Source organism: Pseudomonas sp. 22082 (assembly GCF_052046055.1).
Classification (GTDB): Bacteria; Pseudomonadota; Gammaproteobacteria; order Pseudomonadales; family Pseudomonadaceae; genus Aquipseudomonas; species Aquipseudomonas pharyngis.
Genome location: NZ_JBQEQB010000003.1, coordinates 201,857 through 217,315 on the forward strand (window position 1 = coordinate 201,857; position 15,459 = coordinate 217,315).

The following is a 15,459-nucleotide window of genomic DNA, read 5'->3' on the forward strand; positions in this document are numbered from 1 at the left end:
TGCAAATAACAAGACGCAGAACGCTGCAAAGCGCAGCGACCTGCGATTTCGATGGAGGTACTCTGATGATCTCGCTCAAGTCGACACTTACCCTGCCAGCCGCCGGACTCTCCGGATTCGAAACACCGCTGACAGAAGAGGAGGCTGCAATACAGGCCTCCGTCCACCGCTTCGCCAAAGAGGTGTTACGCCCGCTGGGTCGAGAGCTGGACCGGATGACCCCGGAAGAAGTCGTTGCCCCGGGCTCGCCTTACTATTCGTTGTTCGGCGAATTCGCCAAGCTCGGTCTTGACCCGGCACTGTTGGCGCAGTTACCGCCGGAAATGGCAGTGCGGATCGAATCTCTGATAGGCGAAGAACTCGGCTGGGGCGATGCAGGCCTGGCTGTCTCGCTGGGTTGCGCCGACTTCCCTCTGCAAATGGCCATTGCCGCTGGCAATGCCGAGTTGGTCGAACTCTGCCAAGGCCGGATCGGCTGCTGGATGGCCACTCAACCTGATCGTGGCAGCGACAACCAGATCTTCGACATGGCGCGAGACTGGCCGGCAGGTAAGCTCGGCAATATCGGCAATCTGACCGCTAAAGTGGTCGGCGATGAAGTCATTCTCAATGGCCAAAGCTCCGCGTGGGTCTCCAATGGAGCCATTGCACAGGTTGCACTGGGCTTGATGTGCGCTGACTACGGCGACGGTTTCTACGATGAGAACGGCCGGCCGCACGGTATTGCGCTGATTATCCCCCTCGACCTCAAAGGCGTGTCCAAAGGCAAGCCCCTGGACAAGATCGGGCAGCGTTCCTTGCCCCAAGGCGAAATCTACTTCGACAGTGTACGAGTGCCACGTCGTTTCGCTATTGCCGAGCGCGACCAGTACTACGGTGCTGTCAGCTCCTCCTGGTCCTTCGCCGGCACCCACATGAGTCAGGTGTTCACTGGTGTCGCACGTGCCGCCTTCGAGATGGCGCTGCAGTACTGCCATGAGCGCCGCCAGGGCGGTCATCCATTGATCGATCACCAGATGACCCGTCTGCGCCTCGGCGAAATGTTGCGTCGGGTCGAGGCAGCGCGTGCGGTCGCCCGACGTTCGTTGAGCTTCGCGCGCCTGTCGCCGCAAACCCACCCGTACGCCACAGCCTCCGCCAAGGTCACGGTGACCGAAGAGGCAATGGCCGTTGTGCAAGAGGCTTTCCGCCTGTTCGGCGGCAATGGCACCACCCGCGAATATCCGATCGAAAAACTGTTGCGCGACACCCAGTCGTCATTGATCGAGGACGGCGAAAACCGGGTCCTGACCATGCGACTGGGGCTGCTTGCCCAGCAGCTGTATGCCGAAGGCTGGGCGAACAACTGACTCTGCAGATTCACCCGACATCACTCATCCAAAAACAACAAATGAGGTAAATCCCGATGGCCAAATATCCGGTAGTTGTCTACGGCGCCAGTGGTTACACCGGCATGCTGATCATGGATTGGTTGATCGACCAGCACATCCCGTTCACCGCCGTAGCTCGTAACGCTGCTCGTGCTCAGGAAATGATGGCGCAACGCGTTGTCGGTCTGGAGTCGGCGACCTACGAAATCATCGAGTGCCCACATGAGGTCGAGGCTTTGGTTTCGGTATTCAAAGGCGCGCGCGTGGTTTGCAACACAGTCGGCCCATTCATCAATTTTGGCCTGACTGCCGTTGAGGCGGCCTTGAAGGCTGGCTGCCATTATCTGGATCCGGCCGGAGAGCAGGCGCACATTCGGGCCTTGCGCGATCAGTTCGGCGAGCTTTATCGCCAGGCGGGTCTGCTGCTGTCGCCATCGCTGGCATATATGTACACCTACGCCGAAATCGCCGCCGAGCTGGCCCTGGAAACTCCGGGCGTCGATTCGCTGGAAACCGCCACACTGACTCGTGGCCCACGGACCGGTGCCGCCGGGGTGACCGTCGGTTCAACGGCGACCATCTTCGAAGGCGTCCGCTACCCCGGGGCCTACCTGTGGGAAAAGGAACTCGTGCCTTATGCACCGAACGCCAGCTTCAATGTGGTTTGTCCCGATCTGCTGGAAGCGGTGTTTTGCCTGCCTTGGGGCGGCACCTCATTGCCGGTGTTCTTTGAGGATGATGGCCGTGTCCGCAGTTGCATGTCCTGTGTCGGCTTCTACGACAACCCGGTAATGAAAATGGTCCACGGCCTGGGTGAGAAGTGGGAAGCGGAATACAAGCACTTGCCTAAGGAGCAGCAGGACGCGGTGATTCAAAGCCTCGTTCAATCGACCACTCCAAGCATGCCACCGCGTGAACGCAGCACCTTGCAACGCACCGTCGACTTCGCTATCGGTCGCGGTCAACTGACGGCCGTGCGTGCAACCGTGCATGGCATCACGCCTTACATCGCCACTGGCGCCTTGCACGCTGCGGCCGTGGTCAAGCTGTTGAATAACGACACCGCCAAGACAGGTTTCGCTTCGGCCTCCAAAGCCTTCGGTCATCGCTATCTGCTGGGCTTCCTCGAGCAACGTGGTCTGGCCCGCGCAACCGTTACTCAACTGTGAAGTGACTGACATGGCGATTATTGATTTCTTTGACCGTGGCTGGCGGATCAATCCGCATGGCGCGGCGTATATCCAGGACGATCGGGTGTTCACTTTTACCGAAGTCCGCAACCTGTCATGCCGGATCGCCAACGCACTGTTGGCGGCCGGTTTGCCCAGCGGCACCAAGGGCTCCATCTGGTCTGCCAATGATGCAGTGGCGTGGACCTGCACCTTGGGGTTATGGCGCGCCAACCTTTGCTGGATTCCTGTTGGTGCACGCAACAGCGCCGAAGAGAACCGTCACGTGCTCGACGCATTCGACTGCGAAGTGCTGTTTTTCCAGAAAGAGTTCGCGCCGATCATCGACGCGTTGCGTCCTGGCCTGCCGAAAATTCGTCTGTGGATCTGTATCGACGAGCACCTGCCGGGGGCACCGTCGCTCAAGTCCTGGATCGATGGTCAGCCGGTCACGGCACCGGAGGTCGAGTATCAACTGGACGATGTCGTGGCACTCTCGCCAACCGGCGGCACCACCGGGCTGCCTAAGGGGGTGATGAACACTCATCGCAGCATCCAGACGTTCTGCGCGCACTTCATGATCAATTTCCCTTACGGGGATGACCATCCGCCAGTCAACCTGGCGGCGGCGCCAATGACCCACACCGCTGGCACGCTGTCGCTGCCGTGCACCTCCCGGGGCGGTACGGTTGTGATCATTACCAAACCGGATCCGGCGCTGATGCTGGCAATGATCCCGAAGTACAAGGTCACCGAAACCTTTTTGCCGCCGACCGTGATCTATCGACTGCTGGATGTGCCGGATCTGGCGCAGAAGGTCGATTTCAGCTCGCTGAAGTATTTCCTGTACGGCGCGGCGCCGATGTCGGTGGACAAACTCAAGCAAGCCATCGAGACCTTCGGCCCGGTCATGGCCGGTGGTTACGGCCAGACTGAAGCCCCAGCCTCGATCTCCAACCTGCCGCCCGCCGAGCATCTGCACGGTGGACGCCTGGCATCGGACGAGCGTCTGTCTTCTGTGGGCCGGCCCAATCCGCTGGTGCGCGTGGAAATCCTCAGCGACGCCGGGGACATCCTCGGCCAGGGGCAAACCGGCGAAATCTGTGTGCGCGGCGATCTGGTAATGAAGGGGTACTACAAGGACCCGCAGAAAACTGCAGAAACCATCATTGATGGCTGGCTGCACACCGGCGACATCGGCCACGTGGATGCGCACGGCTACCTGCACATTACCGACCGCAAGAAAGACATGATCATCTCCGGCGGATTCAACGTTTATCCCAGCGAAGTCGAGCAAGTGCTGTGGAGTCATCCTGCGGTGCAGGACTGCGCGGTCATCGGTGTGCCGGATGAGCAATGGGGCGAGGGCGTGAAAGCCGTGGTTGAGTTGAGCGCCGGGCTTACCGTCACCGCCGAGGAGTTGATCGAGCTGTGCAAGAGCCGGCTCGGCTCGGTCAAGTCGCCGAAAACCGTGGATTTCATTGATGCATTGCCGCGCAGCCCGGTCGGCAAGGTGCTGAAGAAAGATCTGCGTGCCCATTACTGGCAAAACGTTGACCGGCGTATCTGAGGGGAACGATCTGATGGAACCTATTTACATCGCCGGCATTGCCATGACCGAGTTCGGTCGCCACCTGGAACGCAGTCTCCAGGATCTAGCGCTGGAAGCTTTGCAGGGCGCACTCGCCGACTCCGGCGCCTTGCGCGCTGATATCGGTGCGGTGTTCTACGCCGGCATCACCAACGGTCATCTGCAAGGACAACTGTCGATTCCCGGGCAGGTGCTGTGCAGCAAGATCGGCCTCGAAGGGGTGCCGGTGTACAACGTCGAAAACGCCTGCGCCTCGGGCAGTACAGCGGTTCATCTGGCAGTGCAGAGCTTGCGCTCAGGGGCTACCGACGTGGCCCTGGCGTTGGGCGCGGAGAAAATGAACGTGCCGGACAAGTCGCGGGCACTGGCCCTGTTCGAAACCGGTTGGGACGTTTCCACTGCCGAAGAGAACTACGCGACGCTGGTGAAAATGGGGGAGGGCATCATTGTTCCGCCAGGCTCGGAATCTGATCGTCCGTACAGTAAATTCATGGCCATTTATGCTGCCATGTGTCGCTGGCATATGAAGACCTATGGCACCACTCAACGGCAGATTGCGGCGGTGTGTGCCAAGAACCATCAACACTCGGTGCACAACCCCTATTCGCAATTTCGCAAGACCTTCAGCATCGAAGAAGTTCTGGCGGCGCCTCCAATTACCTATCCGATCACATTGCCCATGTGCGCGCCGCTGTCCGACGGTGCGGCCGCCGCGATCCTTTGCACCGAGGCGGGACTGAAACGCATTGGTGCCGATCCAAAACGTTGTGTGCGAATCGCCGCCAGCGTGATCCGCAGCTTCACCCTGCGCGGGCTCGACGAGCCGCACAAGCACGTCAGCCTGTTGGCGGCGCGTGAAGCCTACGAAATCGCCGGCCTCGGCCCGCAGGACATGCACGTGGCCGAGGTACACGACGCCTCGGCAATGGGGGAAATCATCCAGTCGGAAAATCTCGGACTTGCACCGCTGGGAGAGGGTGGGGTTTGTGCAGAACGGGGAGATTTCACTCTAGGTGGCCGTCTTCCGATCAATACCTCCGGCGGCCTGGAATCCAAAGGTCATCCACTTGGCGCGACGGGGATCGGGCAGTTGTACGAGTTGGTCACCCAATTGCGCGGGGAGGCCGGGCCGCGTCAAGTCCACGGCGCGCGGCATGCCATCCAGGAAAACGGTGGCGGTCTTCAAGGTGTCGAGGAAGCAGCAGTCGCTATTCACATCCTGAGTCGATAGGAGCGCATCACATGTCCATGGCCTATCAAGCACAAGAGTTGGAACGCCATTTTGCAGGCGGACATTTCCGTCGGTTGGGTGGCTGGGTCGAAAGTCCGGTTGATCTGCAGCCAGAGCTCGAAGGCGATGTAAGCGCGGACGTCATCGTGATCGGTGCCGGTTTCGCCGGGCTGTGCACCGCCCTGGAGCTTACGGCGCTGGGAGCGAAGGTCATTATCCTCGAGCAGGAGTTTGCCGGTTTCGGTGCCAGCGGTCGGAATGCCGGTTATCTGGGCGGGAGCATCGGCATTGAGTTCGAGTTGTTCCTGAAACGTGTCGGCAAGGAAAAAGCGCAAAATATCGTCAGGTTCTATGACGAAGCGGTCGCCTACGTCGAAGGTCGGTTGCGCGAACTGGGGATCGACTGCGACTACAACGCCTCGGGCATCATCAGGGCGGGGATCCATCCGTCGCAAGAAAAGAGGCTGCGCAAAAGCATGGCCGTGGGCCACGAATTGGGTTCGCAAACCGAGTTTCTGGATCAGGCACAAATGCGCGCGCGGGGGATTCCACCGGCCTTTCTGTTTGGCTGTCTGCAACGCCACGGCGGTACCCTGGACCCAGGCAAATACGTGATGGGCCTGCGCCGCGCTGCACTCCAGGCGGGGGTGAGGCTGTATGAAAACACCACGCTTGAGTCGTACTCCGACGGGCCGACGATCACCTGCCGGACGCCACGCGGGCGGGCGAGCGCGCCAATAGTGGTGCTGGCCACCAATGCCTATACGCCGCAGCTCGGTCTTTTGCGCGACAAAGTCGTACCGTTTCGGGTTTCGGCGGTCGAAACCGAGCCATTGACACCACAGCAGTTGGCATCGCTGGGCTGGGCAGGGCGGGAAGGGTTGACAACACCGCACCTGGTGATGGAAAGCCATCGCCTGACCGCACGCAATACGCTGCTGATGACCACCAAACGGCTGGGTTATGCCTACGGCTCGAAAACCCCGAACATTCCCGATGAGGTCACCTACCGCGCGTTGCAAGACAACCTTGGCGTGCGTTTCCCGACGTTACGCGGTATCGGCATTCAAGCGTGCTGGAGTGGTTACGTCAGCATGGCCTACGACGCGTTGCCGGTGGTGGGCGAAACCGGGTCGCACCACAACATTCTCTACACCGCGGGTTGCTCCGGACACGGTGTCGCCTCGCAGTCGCTGATCGGCCATCTGCTGGCAGAAAGGATCGGCGGTATCGAGCATCCGCTGCTCGCCGCGCTGCGGCATAAAACTCCGAAAACCCTGCCCGAACCGCTGCAGTGGTGCGCCGTGAATGTGGCGCTAGGGGGAGCACATATTCTGGACGAATACACCAACCGCAAAGTTGTGCGCCCTCATGCCTGACGGTTGAGGCTTATAGAACCAACACGCTGATTTTCCGTGGTGAAGCTGACCTTGGAGTCCTGGGTCCGGCAGGCGTTCGCCTGCAGAAAGACAAACGAATGTTTGCGTTCTCGTCACCACTTTTTTACTGCCGCACCCACGCTCGGCCACGGGCGTTCAATCCAACAATAACGTGATGTGAGGCATCGAACATGAGTACTGACGCCCCTCCCGATCTGAAGCGAAGACAATTACTCAAACTGGCCGGTGCAACCGCCGCCGTGGGATCGATCGGTTTGAACCTTGGCCTGGCCAATGCCGCCGATGCGCTGCAAAAGGACAGTTCGGACGATGTATTTGATGTGGTGATCATCGGTGCCGGCCTGGCTGGTTTGACCGCCGCCCGTGATCTGCATCTGGCAGGCTGTGAGTCGCTGCTGGTGCTTGAAGCGCGTGATCGTGTCGGCGGCCGCACCCTCAATCATGACTTGGGCTCCGGCTACATCTCCGAAGCCGGAGGTCAGTGGATCGGTCCAGGACAAACCGCCGTAGCGGATCTGGCCCGTGAGCTTGAGGTCGGCACCTTTCCCAGTTTCTATGACGGGGAAACCGTGATCCTCGGGGGCGATGGACGTGTCGCTGTCGATTTGAAAGGCACCTTCGGTACCGACGAAAGCGTCTCGGCAAAACTCAGCGAGCTGTCGCGTGATGTGCCGTGCGGTGCGCCATGGAAATCCCCCAGGGTGGCCGAACTGGACAAGCTCTCGGCGGGCGACTGGCTCGCTCAGCAAAACATCAAGCCGGAAGATCGCGCAGGGTGGAATGCCAGCTTCCTCCTGACCTGCGGTGTCACGCCGGCGAAGATGGGCTTCTTGCATTTTCTGTCGATGATCAATTCGGCCGGCAGCGAATACATGCGGCTCGATTCGATCAAAGACAGCGCGCAAGGCACGCGGATCGTCGGCGGTTCACAGGTTCTCAGCAGCAAAATGGCGCAATTGTTGGGCGACAAGGTTCGCTTGTCGTGCCCAGTGCGCAAAATTGCTGACTGGAACCGCGACATCGTCAGACTGCAAACGGATCAGGGCGAGATCCGCGCCCGCCGGGTGATCATGGCGATTCATCCCGCGCTGTGCCAACGCCTGCAATTCGATCCACCGCTGCCCGAAGCTCGCGCCGCCCTGCAGCGGGCCTGGCCAGCGCACTCGCCGGCACGCAAGACCGCAATGGTTTACCCGCGGCCTTTCTGGCGTGACAAGGGCTTGAACGGCCACATCATTCAGGTCGGTGGGCCAGTCATCTGGGCTTACGACAACTCGCCGCCAAACGGCGAAATCGGCGTGATCAATGCATTCATTCTGAATGCCGCAGCCCCCACCGACCCCGAAGCCGCGAAGCGTGTGCAGACCGAAATCTATGCACGCGCCCTGGGGGACGCAGCGCTTGAGCCGGTTTCCTACCACGATCACGACTGGGCGCATTTCGACCCGTGGACCATCACGTGCGTGTCGCCGATTCCTCCCGGTTTCTGGTCGACACATGGCGAGGCACTGCGTCCGCCGTGCGGCAATCTGTTCTGGTCGGGCACCGAAACCGCCGACATCTGGGCAGGTTACATGGACGGTGCCGTGCGCGCCGGACGCCATAGCGCCTTGCAGGTGCTCAACGCGTTACGTCGGGCATAGGAGGCGGCAATGAAAAAAAACATAGCGCTTGGCGTCATCGCGGTCATTGCGGTGCTGGTGGTGGTTTTCGGCCGTGATCTGCTCGACCTGTATCGGCTGCAGACTTACATCACGACCTCCACGGAGGCCTATCAGGCCGAACGCGGAAACTGGCCACACCTGACCGATGCCTGCACCGGTTGCCATGGCAGCCACGGTAACTCGCTGAACCCGACGTATCCGAGCTTGGCCGGGCAACCCGCCGCGTACCTGTCTGCCCAGTTGCGCAACTTTGCAAGTGGGCAACGGTTCGCTCCCAACATGGGGCCGCTGGCGATGACCCTGAGCGCGGATGAAGTTGATCTGCTGGCGAAGTTCTACGCCCGGCAATCGGTCGTTGCTCATGCGGCTGTCAGCCCTGACGAGGGGCTGAAGGACCAGGGCAAACAACTGGTGCAAACCCGAGGTTGCACCGCCTGCCATGGTGCCCAACTGATGGGCCACGACACCTTCCCGCGCCTGGCTGCACAAGGTCAGGACTACCTTTTGGCCCAGCTCAACGCTTTTGCCAGCAGCGAGCGCATTGAGCCAAGTGGCGCGATGCAAGCCATGGCAGCGGCGCTGTCTGCGCAGGAGCGCCAGGCGATTGCTGCTTACCTGGCTGCACTGGTTCCTCAATCCCGTTAACCCATCAAATTTTCTGTCAGCTGTACCGAGGCTATCGTTATGGAACCGAGAAATATTGTGCTGTGCCTTGCCTGTTTCTTGCTGCTTGCCAATGGTCTGACCTTTGGCATCAGGTTTCTGAAGAAGAGAAACCTGCTACTGGCTCTGGAGTGGTTTGTGGTTGCCTTTTCCGCGACAAACTTCCTGATCTTTTTCCTGACAGGATCGGAGCATGCGTACCTGATTTCATACTTCTGCGACGCGTTCTCCAGAGCCTTCGGGATTCCGATTATTACGGTACTCGGGCTGATGGCGGTAACGCATGCCTACAAGCCCTCGATGGGCAAGGAGCTCATGATGTTTGCCGGCGCTCTGCTGGGCACACTCGCGTTGATCTCGACCAAGGTTCTGGTCACGCTCCTGCCGTATTTCTACGTGCTGATGTGGGTGATGTTTTCGGTCTACCTGGTGTATTTCGCAGTACGCCTGGCAAATGTCGGAGAGTCGCTACACGCGATCGGTGTGATGATTGGCATGCTCGCCTCACTGACCATTGCGTGCATCTACGATTTCTACAAGATCCCCGGCGACGACAGCAATGTGCTGCTGAACTTCTACGTGCTTGCACTGACGACCTGGGCTTATCTGCTGGTGCACCTGTATTACGCGTATTGCGCGCTGGAGCGCGCGAAGGGCGCAATGGCAGTACTGCAAACGCGCTGAGGAGGATAGTTGAAGTGCTCGAAGCCGCCGTTTTGGCGGCTTTTTTGCGTAATGCAGGGTAGGGCGGTGGGCATCCTTGCCCGGGCAGGATCAAGGGTTCAGCTTGGCCAGATAATGCGCCACGGCCTTGATGTCCTCATCTGACAGGGTGCCCGCCATGGCATTCATGGCCTGCGTCGGATCGATGCGTTGGCCACGTTTGAAAGCGCTCAGTTGATCGATCAGATAAAGCTGCCCTTGTCCGGCGATACGCGGAGCCAGGGGGCCGCCAGTGAGTTTTTCACCGTGGCAGGCTGCACACCCATTGGCGGCGACCACACGCTGACCGCGCTGGTCCAGCGCATCATCCTTGGCCGGGACTTCAGTCACGCCTGGTCGCTGTTCGGCAAAATAACTGGCCAGGCGCTTGATCTGCTCGTCGGTCAGATTGGCCGCCAGCGGCTGCATCTGGGCACTGTGGCGACGCCCTTCGGCAAACGCGCGCAACTGGTTTTCGATGTATGCCGCAGGCTGCCCTGCAAGCGCTGCGTATTGAGCGTCGCGGGGTTGACCGCTGGCGCCATGGCAAAGCGCGCAGGTGTCCTGCAACTGTGGCCACGCACCGCCGTTGGCCTGGTACGCAGCGTCATGCTGATCCACGGCCTGCATGAAACGATAGCCCGCCCACAGTTCCGGCCCGTAAATCGCTATTGATCCAGCCAACGCCGCGCTCACGGTGATGACTCCAAACACCACAGTCCGCTTCATCAGGCGCTCCTCCGTGGTTGAAGCAACGCCTGCAGCGCTTCCATTGCCGCGCGATGTCCGGCGCGGACCGCACCGTCCATTGCCCCGGCCCAGATTTCCGCAGTCTCGGTACCCGACCAGATCAGGCGACCGACCGCCGGCGTCAGGTACTCGCCCCATTGTGTCCAGAAACCGGGGGGCATAGGGGAAATACAACTCAAACTCCACGGGTCGATCTTGCCCCAGTCCAGATCATGAAACTGAATCGGGTGCAGGGCTTGTTCGCCCATGGCGCGGGCGTAAATCGCCGACAGGGTGTCCTGCGCCGTTTTCGGGTCATGGGGTAATTGGCCGGTCCTGACGAAGCCGCTGAGCACACCCAGGCTGCCGTCCGCCGGGGAGTTGTCAAAGGCCCAGATCAGCGGACCTTCCACTGGCACAATCTGCCCGTTGAGGCCTTGGTCGCGCCAGAACGGGCGCTCATAGACGTGCACGGTCTTGCGCATCGGTGCATGGGCCGGCCAATGCTGCTGCAGCTCGGCACGCCCGGACGGCAGGGGCGAATCGAAGAGGATCTGATTGCACAACGCCGGGCTCAGCGCAGCAATTACCTGCCGCGTGCGGATGACGCCCTGATCGGTGTGCAACTCGACGACATCTCGATCCCAACCGACAATCTTGCGCACCGGGCACGCCAAACGGATTTTATCTCCCAGCGCCTGAGCCATCTTCAAACTGAGAATTTGCGAGCCGCCAGCCAGGCGAGATTCCTGCGCACCGCCCTGGACCCCTTCGAGCTTTTCAAGGCGGCAGTCCGACGAGTTGATCATCGCCAGGTAATGCAGGAGTCCCATGCCGGCCGGCGTGGTACCGAAGGTGAGGCTCACGGACATGTTGAAGCCGATCTTGTCGACGTTGCTGATGCCTTGACCGGCCAGCCACTGGCCGATCGACAGTTTGTCCAGCTCAGCCGCGTCCTTGGCTTTCCACGGCGCTTTGCTGGGGACGCCTTCGGCGAGCTTGTTCAGTTTTGCGACGACTTCTGTATTGGAATTCGGCCCGTCGCTGAGATCTTCCTGGATGTTGACCTCGTCCATCAGATACACCGCCTTGCCCTTGTAGTAGGTGGGGAAGGTGGCGACATCGAGCTGTCTGGCCAGGTCGGCGATCGACGTTTGCCCCGGGCCGATCCATTGGCCACCGGCCTCGGAGATCACGCCATTGCCCAGATCATGGTTAAGCGTGCGACCACCGACACGGTCGCGGGCTTCAAGCACGGCAAACGACTCGCAGCCGGCGGCCCGGAGGTCTCTGGCGGAGGTTAGCCCGGAAAGCCCTGCGCCAATGATCACCACATCCAGTATCGAGGTATCTACAGGTTCGATTTGCGCCATCGCACGCCCGGTGACACCGAGCCCTCCGGCGAGGGCTGCGCCTCCGATCGCTTGCAATAACAACCGTCGCTGTCGTGATTGCGTCGACAGTTGATCGAGATCCGCACTCATCTTCACCTCCGTTTTCTATTTATAATCACAGATGTTATGTGAATATATGACGGATCAGGAATTCAGCAAAGTGAAATCGGCGCGATGTCGGTTAACCGTGGGTATGAGCGTAACGCGGGCGTGACCAAGCAGGGTTCGCTGCGCAAATGAAGCGAACCTTGTTGATGCTGGAGGGCAGGTTTTAGCGAGCGGGGCTGATCAGCGTGATGACCGCATCCATCAAGGCCTTGCTGCGTTTGGCTTCAAATCGCTCTGGCTCGATTGGCAGCATCATCATCCAGCCATCACTCAGCGCGCTGAGCTGATCGGCAAGCAGATCGGCAGCAATGTCCTTGCGGATGATGCCTTGGCTTTGTCCCTTGCGCAGAATGCTGGCGAGATCCTCGCGGAAGCGCGAATAACGTTTCTGGATCACGTCGGCAAATACCGGTTCGTGCCGAGCGTGGGCAAGCATCTGAAACAAGGCCAGCCAGCGCGCCGAGTCGTTGGCTTGAGTCAGGTTCAACCACTGCTCGATCATTGCCCTGACATCGACTTTTTCCTGACCGGCATCCAGCAAATGGTCGAACTCGTCGAACAGACTCTGCGCCGCCGCCGTGATCATTTCTTCTTTGTTGGCAAAGTAATAGGTCACGGCCCCCGTGGTGCACCCGGCATGACTGGCGACCTTGCGCAGAGACGTCCCGGCATAACCTTCCTGGGCAATGACTTCGATGGCTGCGGTCAACAGTTCACCGCGTTTTTCCAGACGATTACCTACCGGACGACCGCGACGTGGAGCGGGCGCGGAATCACTGTCAATGGAGTGCTGACTATCCGTGGAAGGCGCTTGAGCATCATGCATGAGAGAAAGTGATTCCGTTGGTTGAAGGCGTTGAGTCGACAGTGGCTGCGAACGCCATTTTGGCTTGGCACGTCGCGATCATGCAATCGTTCAGATTCGACCGCTGCCAATCACCGCGACGGCCCGGACTTCCACGCGCAAGCCGGGCATTGCCAGTTGTGAAATGCCGACAGCGGTCCAGGCTGGATAACGTTCAGGGAAGTATTCGTCCTTTACCTGTCCAAAGGCGTGCACTTCGGCCTGCAGGTCGGTATGAAACGTCATCAGCTCGACCACGTCGGCCAGGCTTGCGCCCGCAGCTTCGAGAATGGTCCGCAAGGATTGAAACGCCAGATGGGATTGCGCCTGGATGCCGTCGGCTGGAACCATGGCCTCGTCGATACCGACCTGGCCGGACACCCAGATCATGTTGCCGACGCGTGTGGCCTGGGAAAAGTGGAAGTTGTCGTAGATCGCCTGGGTGTGACCAGGGTTGAAGGACTGACGCTGCAGGTCTTGAGTGCTCATGGCGGTGCTCCTCTTATATTAATTGGCGGAACGTTGGGTGGCGGAAGGCGTCTCCCGCTTTCAGCGTCGACAGCTCTTCAGTGAACAGCACGCCTTGCTGCGGATAACCGCCGGCGCTGTGTTCTGGCAAGGGATGGAAGGTGGCGTCGTCGCCAAAGAAACGGAAAACGAAGGTGTGACGGTCCGGGAAGGTTTCATCCACCGGAGCGCCGCCATGCAGCGAACCCGGATGCAGCAGGAGGATATCGCCAGGCTCGGTGGCCCACGAAATGATCTCAAATGCTTCGGGATCGTTTTGCCGCAAAGCCTCGATGTCCGGCAGGCGTGGCAATACATCGCCGCCATGCAGCGGTTGAGTCGGATCATTCGGATCGCGAAACGTGGTGCCGTCGTAGCGTGGTCCTTTGTGCGAACCTCGAACGATTTCCAAAGCGTTTTTCTTCGGCACTGATTCAAAGCTGATCCAGGCATTCGCCCAATGGTTTCCGGCCCAAGGCAGATAGGACGTGTCCTGATGCCAAAGCGTGCGAGAACCGCGTCCACCTGCTTTGAGAAACACTTCTTCGGCGAAGTACCACACATTCTCCGAACCCCAGAGCTCGGTAAATAGCTCGCCAAAGGGGAGGGAAGCCACCAGTTCTTCGAGACGGGCCTTTGCAACGGGATTGGCGTTGTCGACGTGCGACTGTTGCTCCGTTCCGTCGAACATTCGAGTCGCATGAGGGCCATGATTCTCAACAGCCCAGTCGTAGGCTGCACGGCACTCGGCCAATTGATCTTTGCTCAGAAAACCTTTGATCAGGACGGCCCCGTCTTCCAGGAACGCCTTTCGCACAGAGAGTTGCATGAGAGCTTTCTCCTCGAAAATGCCACTTGGCGATTTCGATGCTAGCAGGCGATAAGATTAAACACAACAGTCGTTATCTTAATAATGTTATTATCAATGGAGGCCTATGCAGATGCTCTGCGGCGGGGCCCCGGTGATCACTCGCTGATGATCGGTCGCTCAACCGCACCGTGGGTCTGAGGCTGCACACACTTAATCAAGGTCCTAATGCTGAGCTTTTATGGAAAACCCAGGTCTCGTTAAAACACTGCTAGTTGAGGACGATCAGAGGCTGGCGAAACTCATCACTAAATTCCTGGCCCGGCATGGTTTTGCGGTGCAAGTTGTTCGCCGGGGTGACCAGGCATTGGCGGCCATCGCTGAACTCAAGCCACAAATCGTCGTACTTGAGCTCCTGCTGCCAGATCAGAACGGACTGCACCTGTGCCGTCGGATTCGTGATGGTTTCGATATCCCCATCATCATTTTGACTGCCAAGGGAGATGACAGGGATCAGGTTCTCGGCCTGGAATCCGGTGCCGACGACTATGTAGTCAAACCTGTCAAGCCATCGGTATTCCTGGCTCGGTTGCGCGCTTTACTGCGACGCCATATCCCCACGAAGCAACCGACAGCGCTCGACATCCTTGAATTCGGTCAGTTGTCGATTGATCGCAGTGGCCGAGTAGTGAGCCTGGCCGATCAAAGAATCGATCTGACAACCATGGAGTTCGAACTACTGTCCTTGCTGGCCAGCGCGGCGGGCACACTTTTTTCTCGCGACGAAATCCTCAACCGTATCCGCGGTATTCCTTTCGACGGGATCAACCGCAGCGTCGATGTTCACATCAGTAAATTGCGCGGAAAGCTCAATGACAACCCTCGAAATCCAGAGCTCATCAAGACAATTTGGGGCAGGGGTTACCTTTTTAATCCGTTTGCTTGGGAGGCATAGATAAGTATGAAAAAGGACGTGCTGATTTTGCTGTTTTTTGTCTGGATTCCGGCGTCGCTGTATTCGGTTTATGGCTGGCACCAAATGCAGGAAAGACAAGTCGTCGACCTCGATCAGTTAACAGGAGAGCCAGTTAAAACATACTTATTAAAAAATATCACACTGACTGCCAGTGATACCGCGACGTTCTCGTGCACGATAAAAAAAATTCACACGAAATAGAAACGCGGATGTATAAAATGCAGGAGGGCCGCTCTATATGTTAGGGGCAGACTGGGAATCCCGAGCCCCCGCGCTAAGCGGGCGTGAGCAGCCGCGAATGGA

The 15,459-nt window shown here is 59.1% G+C and carries 14 protein-coding genes; 9 read left to right on the forward strand and 5 right to left on the reverse strand.

Features of this window, described 5'->3' with window-relative positions; genetic code table 11:
• The first annotated feature begins 65 nt into the window (after positions 1 to 65).
• The 8 genes from ACTJK9_RS05230 to ACTJK9_RS05265 all read left to right on the forward strand — a co-directional run bounded on the left by ACTJK9_RS05230 (position 66) and on the right by ACTJK9_RS05265 (position 9,772).
• The gene (locus ACTJK9_RS05230) at positions 66 to 1,349 is read left to right on the forward strand and encodes an acyl-CoA dehydrogenase family protein (protein ID WP_011334160.1); all 1,284 of its coding nucleotides are present in this window, start codon (positions 66 to 68) and stop codon (positions 1,347 to 1,349) included.
• Positions 1,350 to 1,405: 56 nt separating this feature from the next.
• Complete coding sequence (locus tag ACTJK9_RS05235) at positions 1,406 to 2,539, forward strand: saccharopine dehydrogenase family protein (protein ID WP_011334159.1); 1,134 nt, start codon at positions 1,406 to 1,408, stop codon at positions 2,537 to 2,539.
• 10 nt (positions 2,540 to 2,549) lie between these two features.
• Positions 2,550 to 4,109 (forward strand): AMP-binding protein, encoded by a 1,560-nt coding sequence (locus tag ACTJK9_RS05240; protein ID WP_440812647.1) that lies wholly within the window; start codon positions 2,550 to 2,552, stop codon positions 4,107 to 4,109.
• Between the two features lie 13 nt (positions 4,110 to 4,122).
• Positions 4,123 to 5,361 carry a thiolase family protein gene (locus tag ACTJK9_RS05245; RefSeq protein WP_011334157.1) on the forward strand — a complete coding sequence of 413 codons (1,239 nt, stop codon included), beginning with the start codon at positions 4,123 to 4,125 and terminating at the stop codon, positions 5,359 to 5,361.
• A gap of 11 nt (positions 5,362 to 5,372) precedes the next feature.
• Positions 5,373 to 6,740, forward strand: coding sequence for an NAD(P)/FAD-dependent oxidoreductase (locus ACTJK9_RS05250; RefSeq protein ID WP_440812650.1), 1,368 nt, complete (start codon positions 5,373 to 5,375; stop codon positions 6,738 to 6,740).
• 191 nt (positions 6,741 to 6,931) lie between these two features.
• Positions 6,932 to 8,404, forward strand: coding sequence for a flavin monoamine oxidase family protein (locus tag ACTJK9_RS05255; RefSeq protein WP_210710687.1), 1,473 nt, complete (start codon positions 6,932 to 6,934; stop codon positions 8,402 to 8,404).
• Between the two features lie 9 nt (positions 8,405 to 8,413).
• Complete coding sequence (locus tag ACTJK9_RS05260; RefSeq protein ID WP_440812653.1) at positions 8,414 to 9,070, forward strand: c-type cytochrome; 657 nt, start codon at positions 8,414 to 8,416, stop codon at positions 9,068 to 9,070.
• 39 nt (positions 9,071 to 9,109) lie between these two features.
• A complete protein-coding gene (locus ACTJK9_RS05265) occupies positions 9,110 to 9,772 on the forward strand; it encodes a hypothetical protein (RefSeq protein ID WP_011334153.1) in 663 nt (220 codons plus the stop codon).
• Between the two features lie 90 nt (positions 9,773 to 9,862).
• Here the strand turns inward: ACTJK9_RS05265 and ACTJK9_RS05270 are convergent, their stop codons facing one another.
• From ACTJK9_RS05270 to ACTJK9_RS05290, 5 genes are all read right to left on the reverse strand, one after another.
• A complete protein-coding gene (locus tag ACTJK9_RS05270; protein ID WP_440812656.1) occupies positions 9,863 to 10,519 on the reverse strand; it encodes a c-type cytochrome in 657 nt (218 codons plus the stop codon).
• Positions 10,519 to 12,003, reverse strand: coding sequence for a flavin monoamine oxidase family protein (locus tag ACTJK9_RS05275; protein ID WP_440812658.1), 1,485 nt, complete (start codon positions 12,001 to 12,003; stop codon positions 10,519 to 10,521). The genes ACTJK9_RS05270 and ACTJK9_RS05275 overlap by 1 nt, the downstream gene beginning before the upstream one ends.
• 181 nt (positions 12,004 to 12,184) lie before the next feature.
• The gene (locus ACTJK9_RS05280) at positions 12,185 to 12,847 is read right to left on the reverse strand and encodes a TetR/AcrR family transcriptional regulator (protein WP_011334150.1); all 663 of its coding nucleotides are present in this window, start codon (positions 12,845 to 12,847) and stop codon (positions 12,185 to 12,187) included.
• A gap of 90 nt (positions 12,848 to 12,937) precedes the next feature.
• On the reverse strand, positions 12,938 to 13,354 hold the full coding sequence (locus ACTJK9_RS05285; RefSeq protein ID WP_011334149.1) for a RidA family protein: 417 nt from the start codon (positions 13,352 to 13,354) through the stop codon (positions 12,938 to 12,940).
• Positions 13,355 to 13,367: 13 nt separating this feature from the next.
• Positions 13,368 to 14,201 (reverse strand): phytanoyl-CoA dioxygenase family protein, encoded by an 834-nt coding sequence (locus ACTJK9_RS05290; RefSeq protein ID WP_440812662.1) that lies wholly within the window; start codon positions 14,199 to 14,201, stop codon positions 13,368 to 13,370.
• Positions 14,202 to 14,421: 220 nt separating this feature from the next.
• Here ACTJK9_RS05290 and ACTJK9_RS05295 point away from each other — a divergent pair, with 220 nt between their 5' ends.
• On the forward strand, positions 14,422 to 15,135 hold the full coding sequence (locus ACTJK9_RS05295) for a winged helix-turn-helix domain-containing protein (protein WP_011334147.1): 714 nt from the start codon (positions 14,422 to 14,424) through the stop codon (positions 15,133 to 15,135).
• Positions 15,136 to 15,459: the final 324 nt, after the last annotated feature.

Coding starts and splice junctions, on each gene's coding strand:
- ACTJK9_RS05230 (WP_011334160.1), top strand. CDS start 66: ATGATCTCGCTCAAGTCGACACTTACCCTGCCAGCCGCCGGACTCTCC.
- ACTJK9_RS05250 (WP_440812650.1), top strand. CDS start 5,373: ATGTCCATGGCCTATCAAGCACAAGAGTTGGAACGCCATTTTGCAGGC.
- ACTJK9_RS05235 (WP_011334159.1), top strand. CDS start 1,406: ATGGCCAAATATCCGGTAGTTGTCTACGGCGCCAGTGGTTACACCGGC.
- ACTJK9_RS05245 (WP_011334157.1), top strand. CDS start 4,123: ATGGAACCTATTTACATCGCCGGCATTGCCATGACCGAGTTCGGTCGC.
- ACTJK9_RS05285 (WP_011334149.1), bottom strand. CDS start 13,354: ATGAGCACTCAAGACCTGCAGCGTCAGTCCTTCAACCCTGGTCACACC.
- ACTJK9_RS05275 (WP_440812658.1), bottom strand. CDS start 12,003: ATGAGTGCGGATCTCGATCAACTGTCGACGCAATCACGACAGCGACGG.
- ACTJK9_RS05295 (WP_011334147.1), top strand. CDS start 14,422: ATGGAAAACCCAGGTCTCGTTAAAACACTGCTAGTTGAGGACGATCAG.
- ACTJK9_RS05240 (WP_440812647.1), top strand. CDS start 2,550: ATGGCGATTATTGATTTCTTTGACCGTGGCTGGCGGATCAATCCGCAT.
- ACTJK9_RS05290 (WP_440812662.1), bottom strand. CDS start 14,201: ATGCAACTCTCTGTGCGAAAGGCGTTCCTGGAAGACGGGGCCGTCCTG.
- ACTJK9_RS05260 (WP_440812653.1), top strand. CDS start 8,414: ATGAAAAAAAACATAGCGCTTGGCGTCATCGCGGTCATTGCGGTGCTG.
- ACTJK9_RS05270 (WP_440812656.1), bottom strand. CDS start 10,519: ATGAAGCGGACTGTGGTGTTTGGAGTCATCACCGTGAGCGCGGCGTTG.
- ACTJK9_RS05280 (WP_011334150.1), bottom strand. CDS start 12,847: ATGCATGATGCTCAAGCGCCTTCCACGGATAGTCAGCACTCCATTGAC.
- ACTJK9_RS05265 (WP_011334153.1), top strand. CDS start 9,110: ATGGAACCGAGAAATATTGTGCTGTGCCTTGCCTGTTTCTTGCTGCTT.
- ACTJK9_RS05255 (WP_210710687.1), top strand. CDS start 6,932: ATGAGTACTGACGCCCCTCCCGATCTGAAGCGAAGACAATTACTCAAA.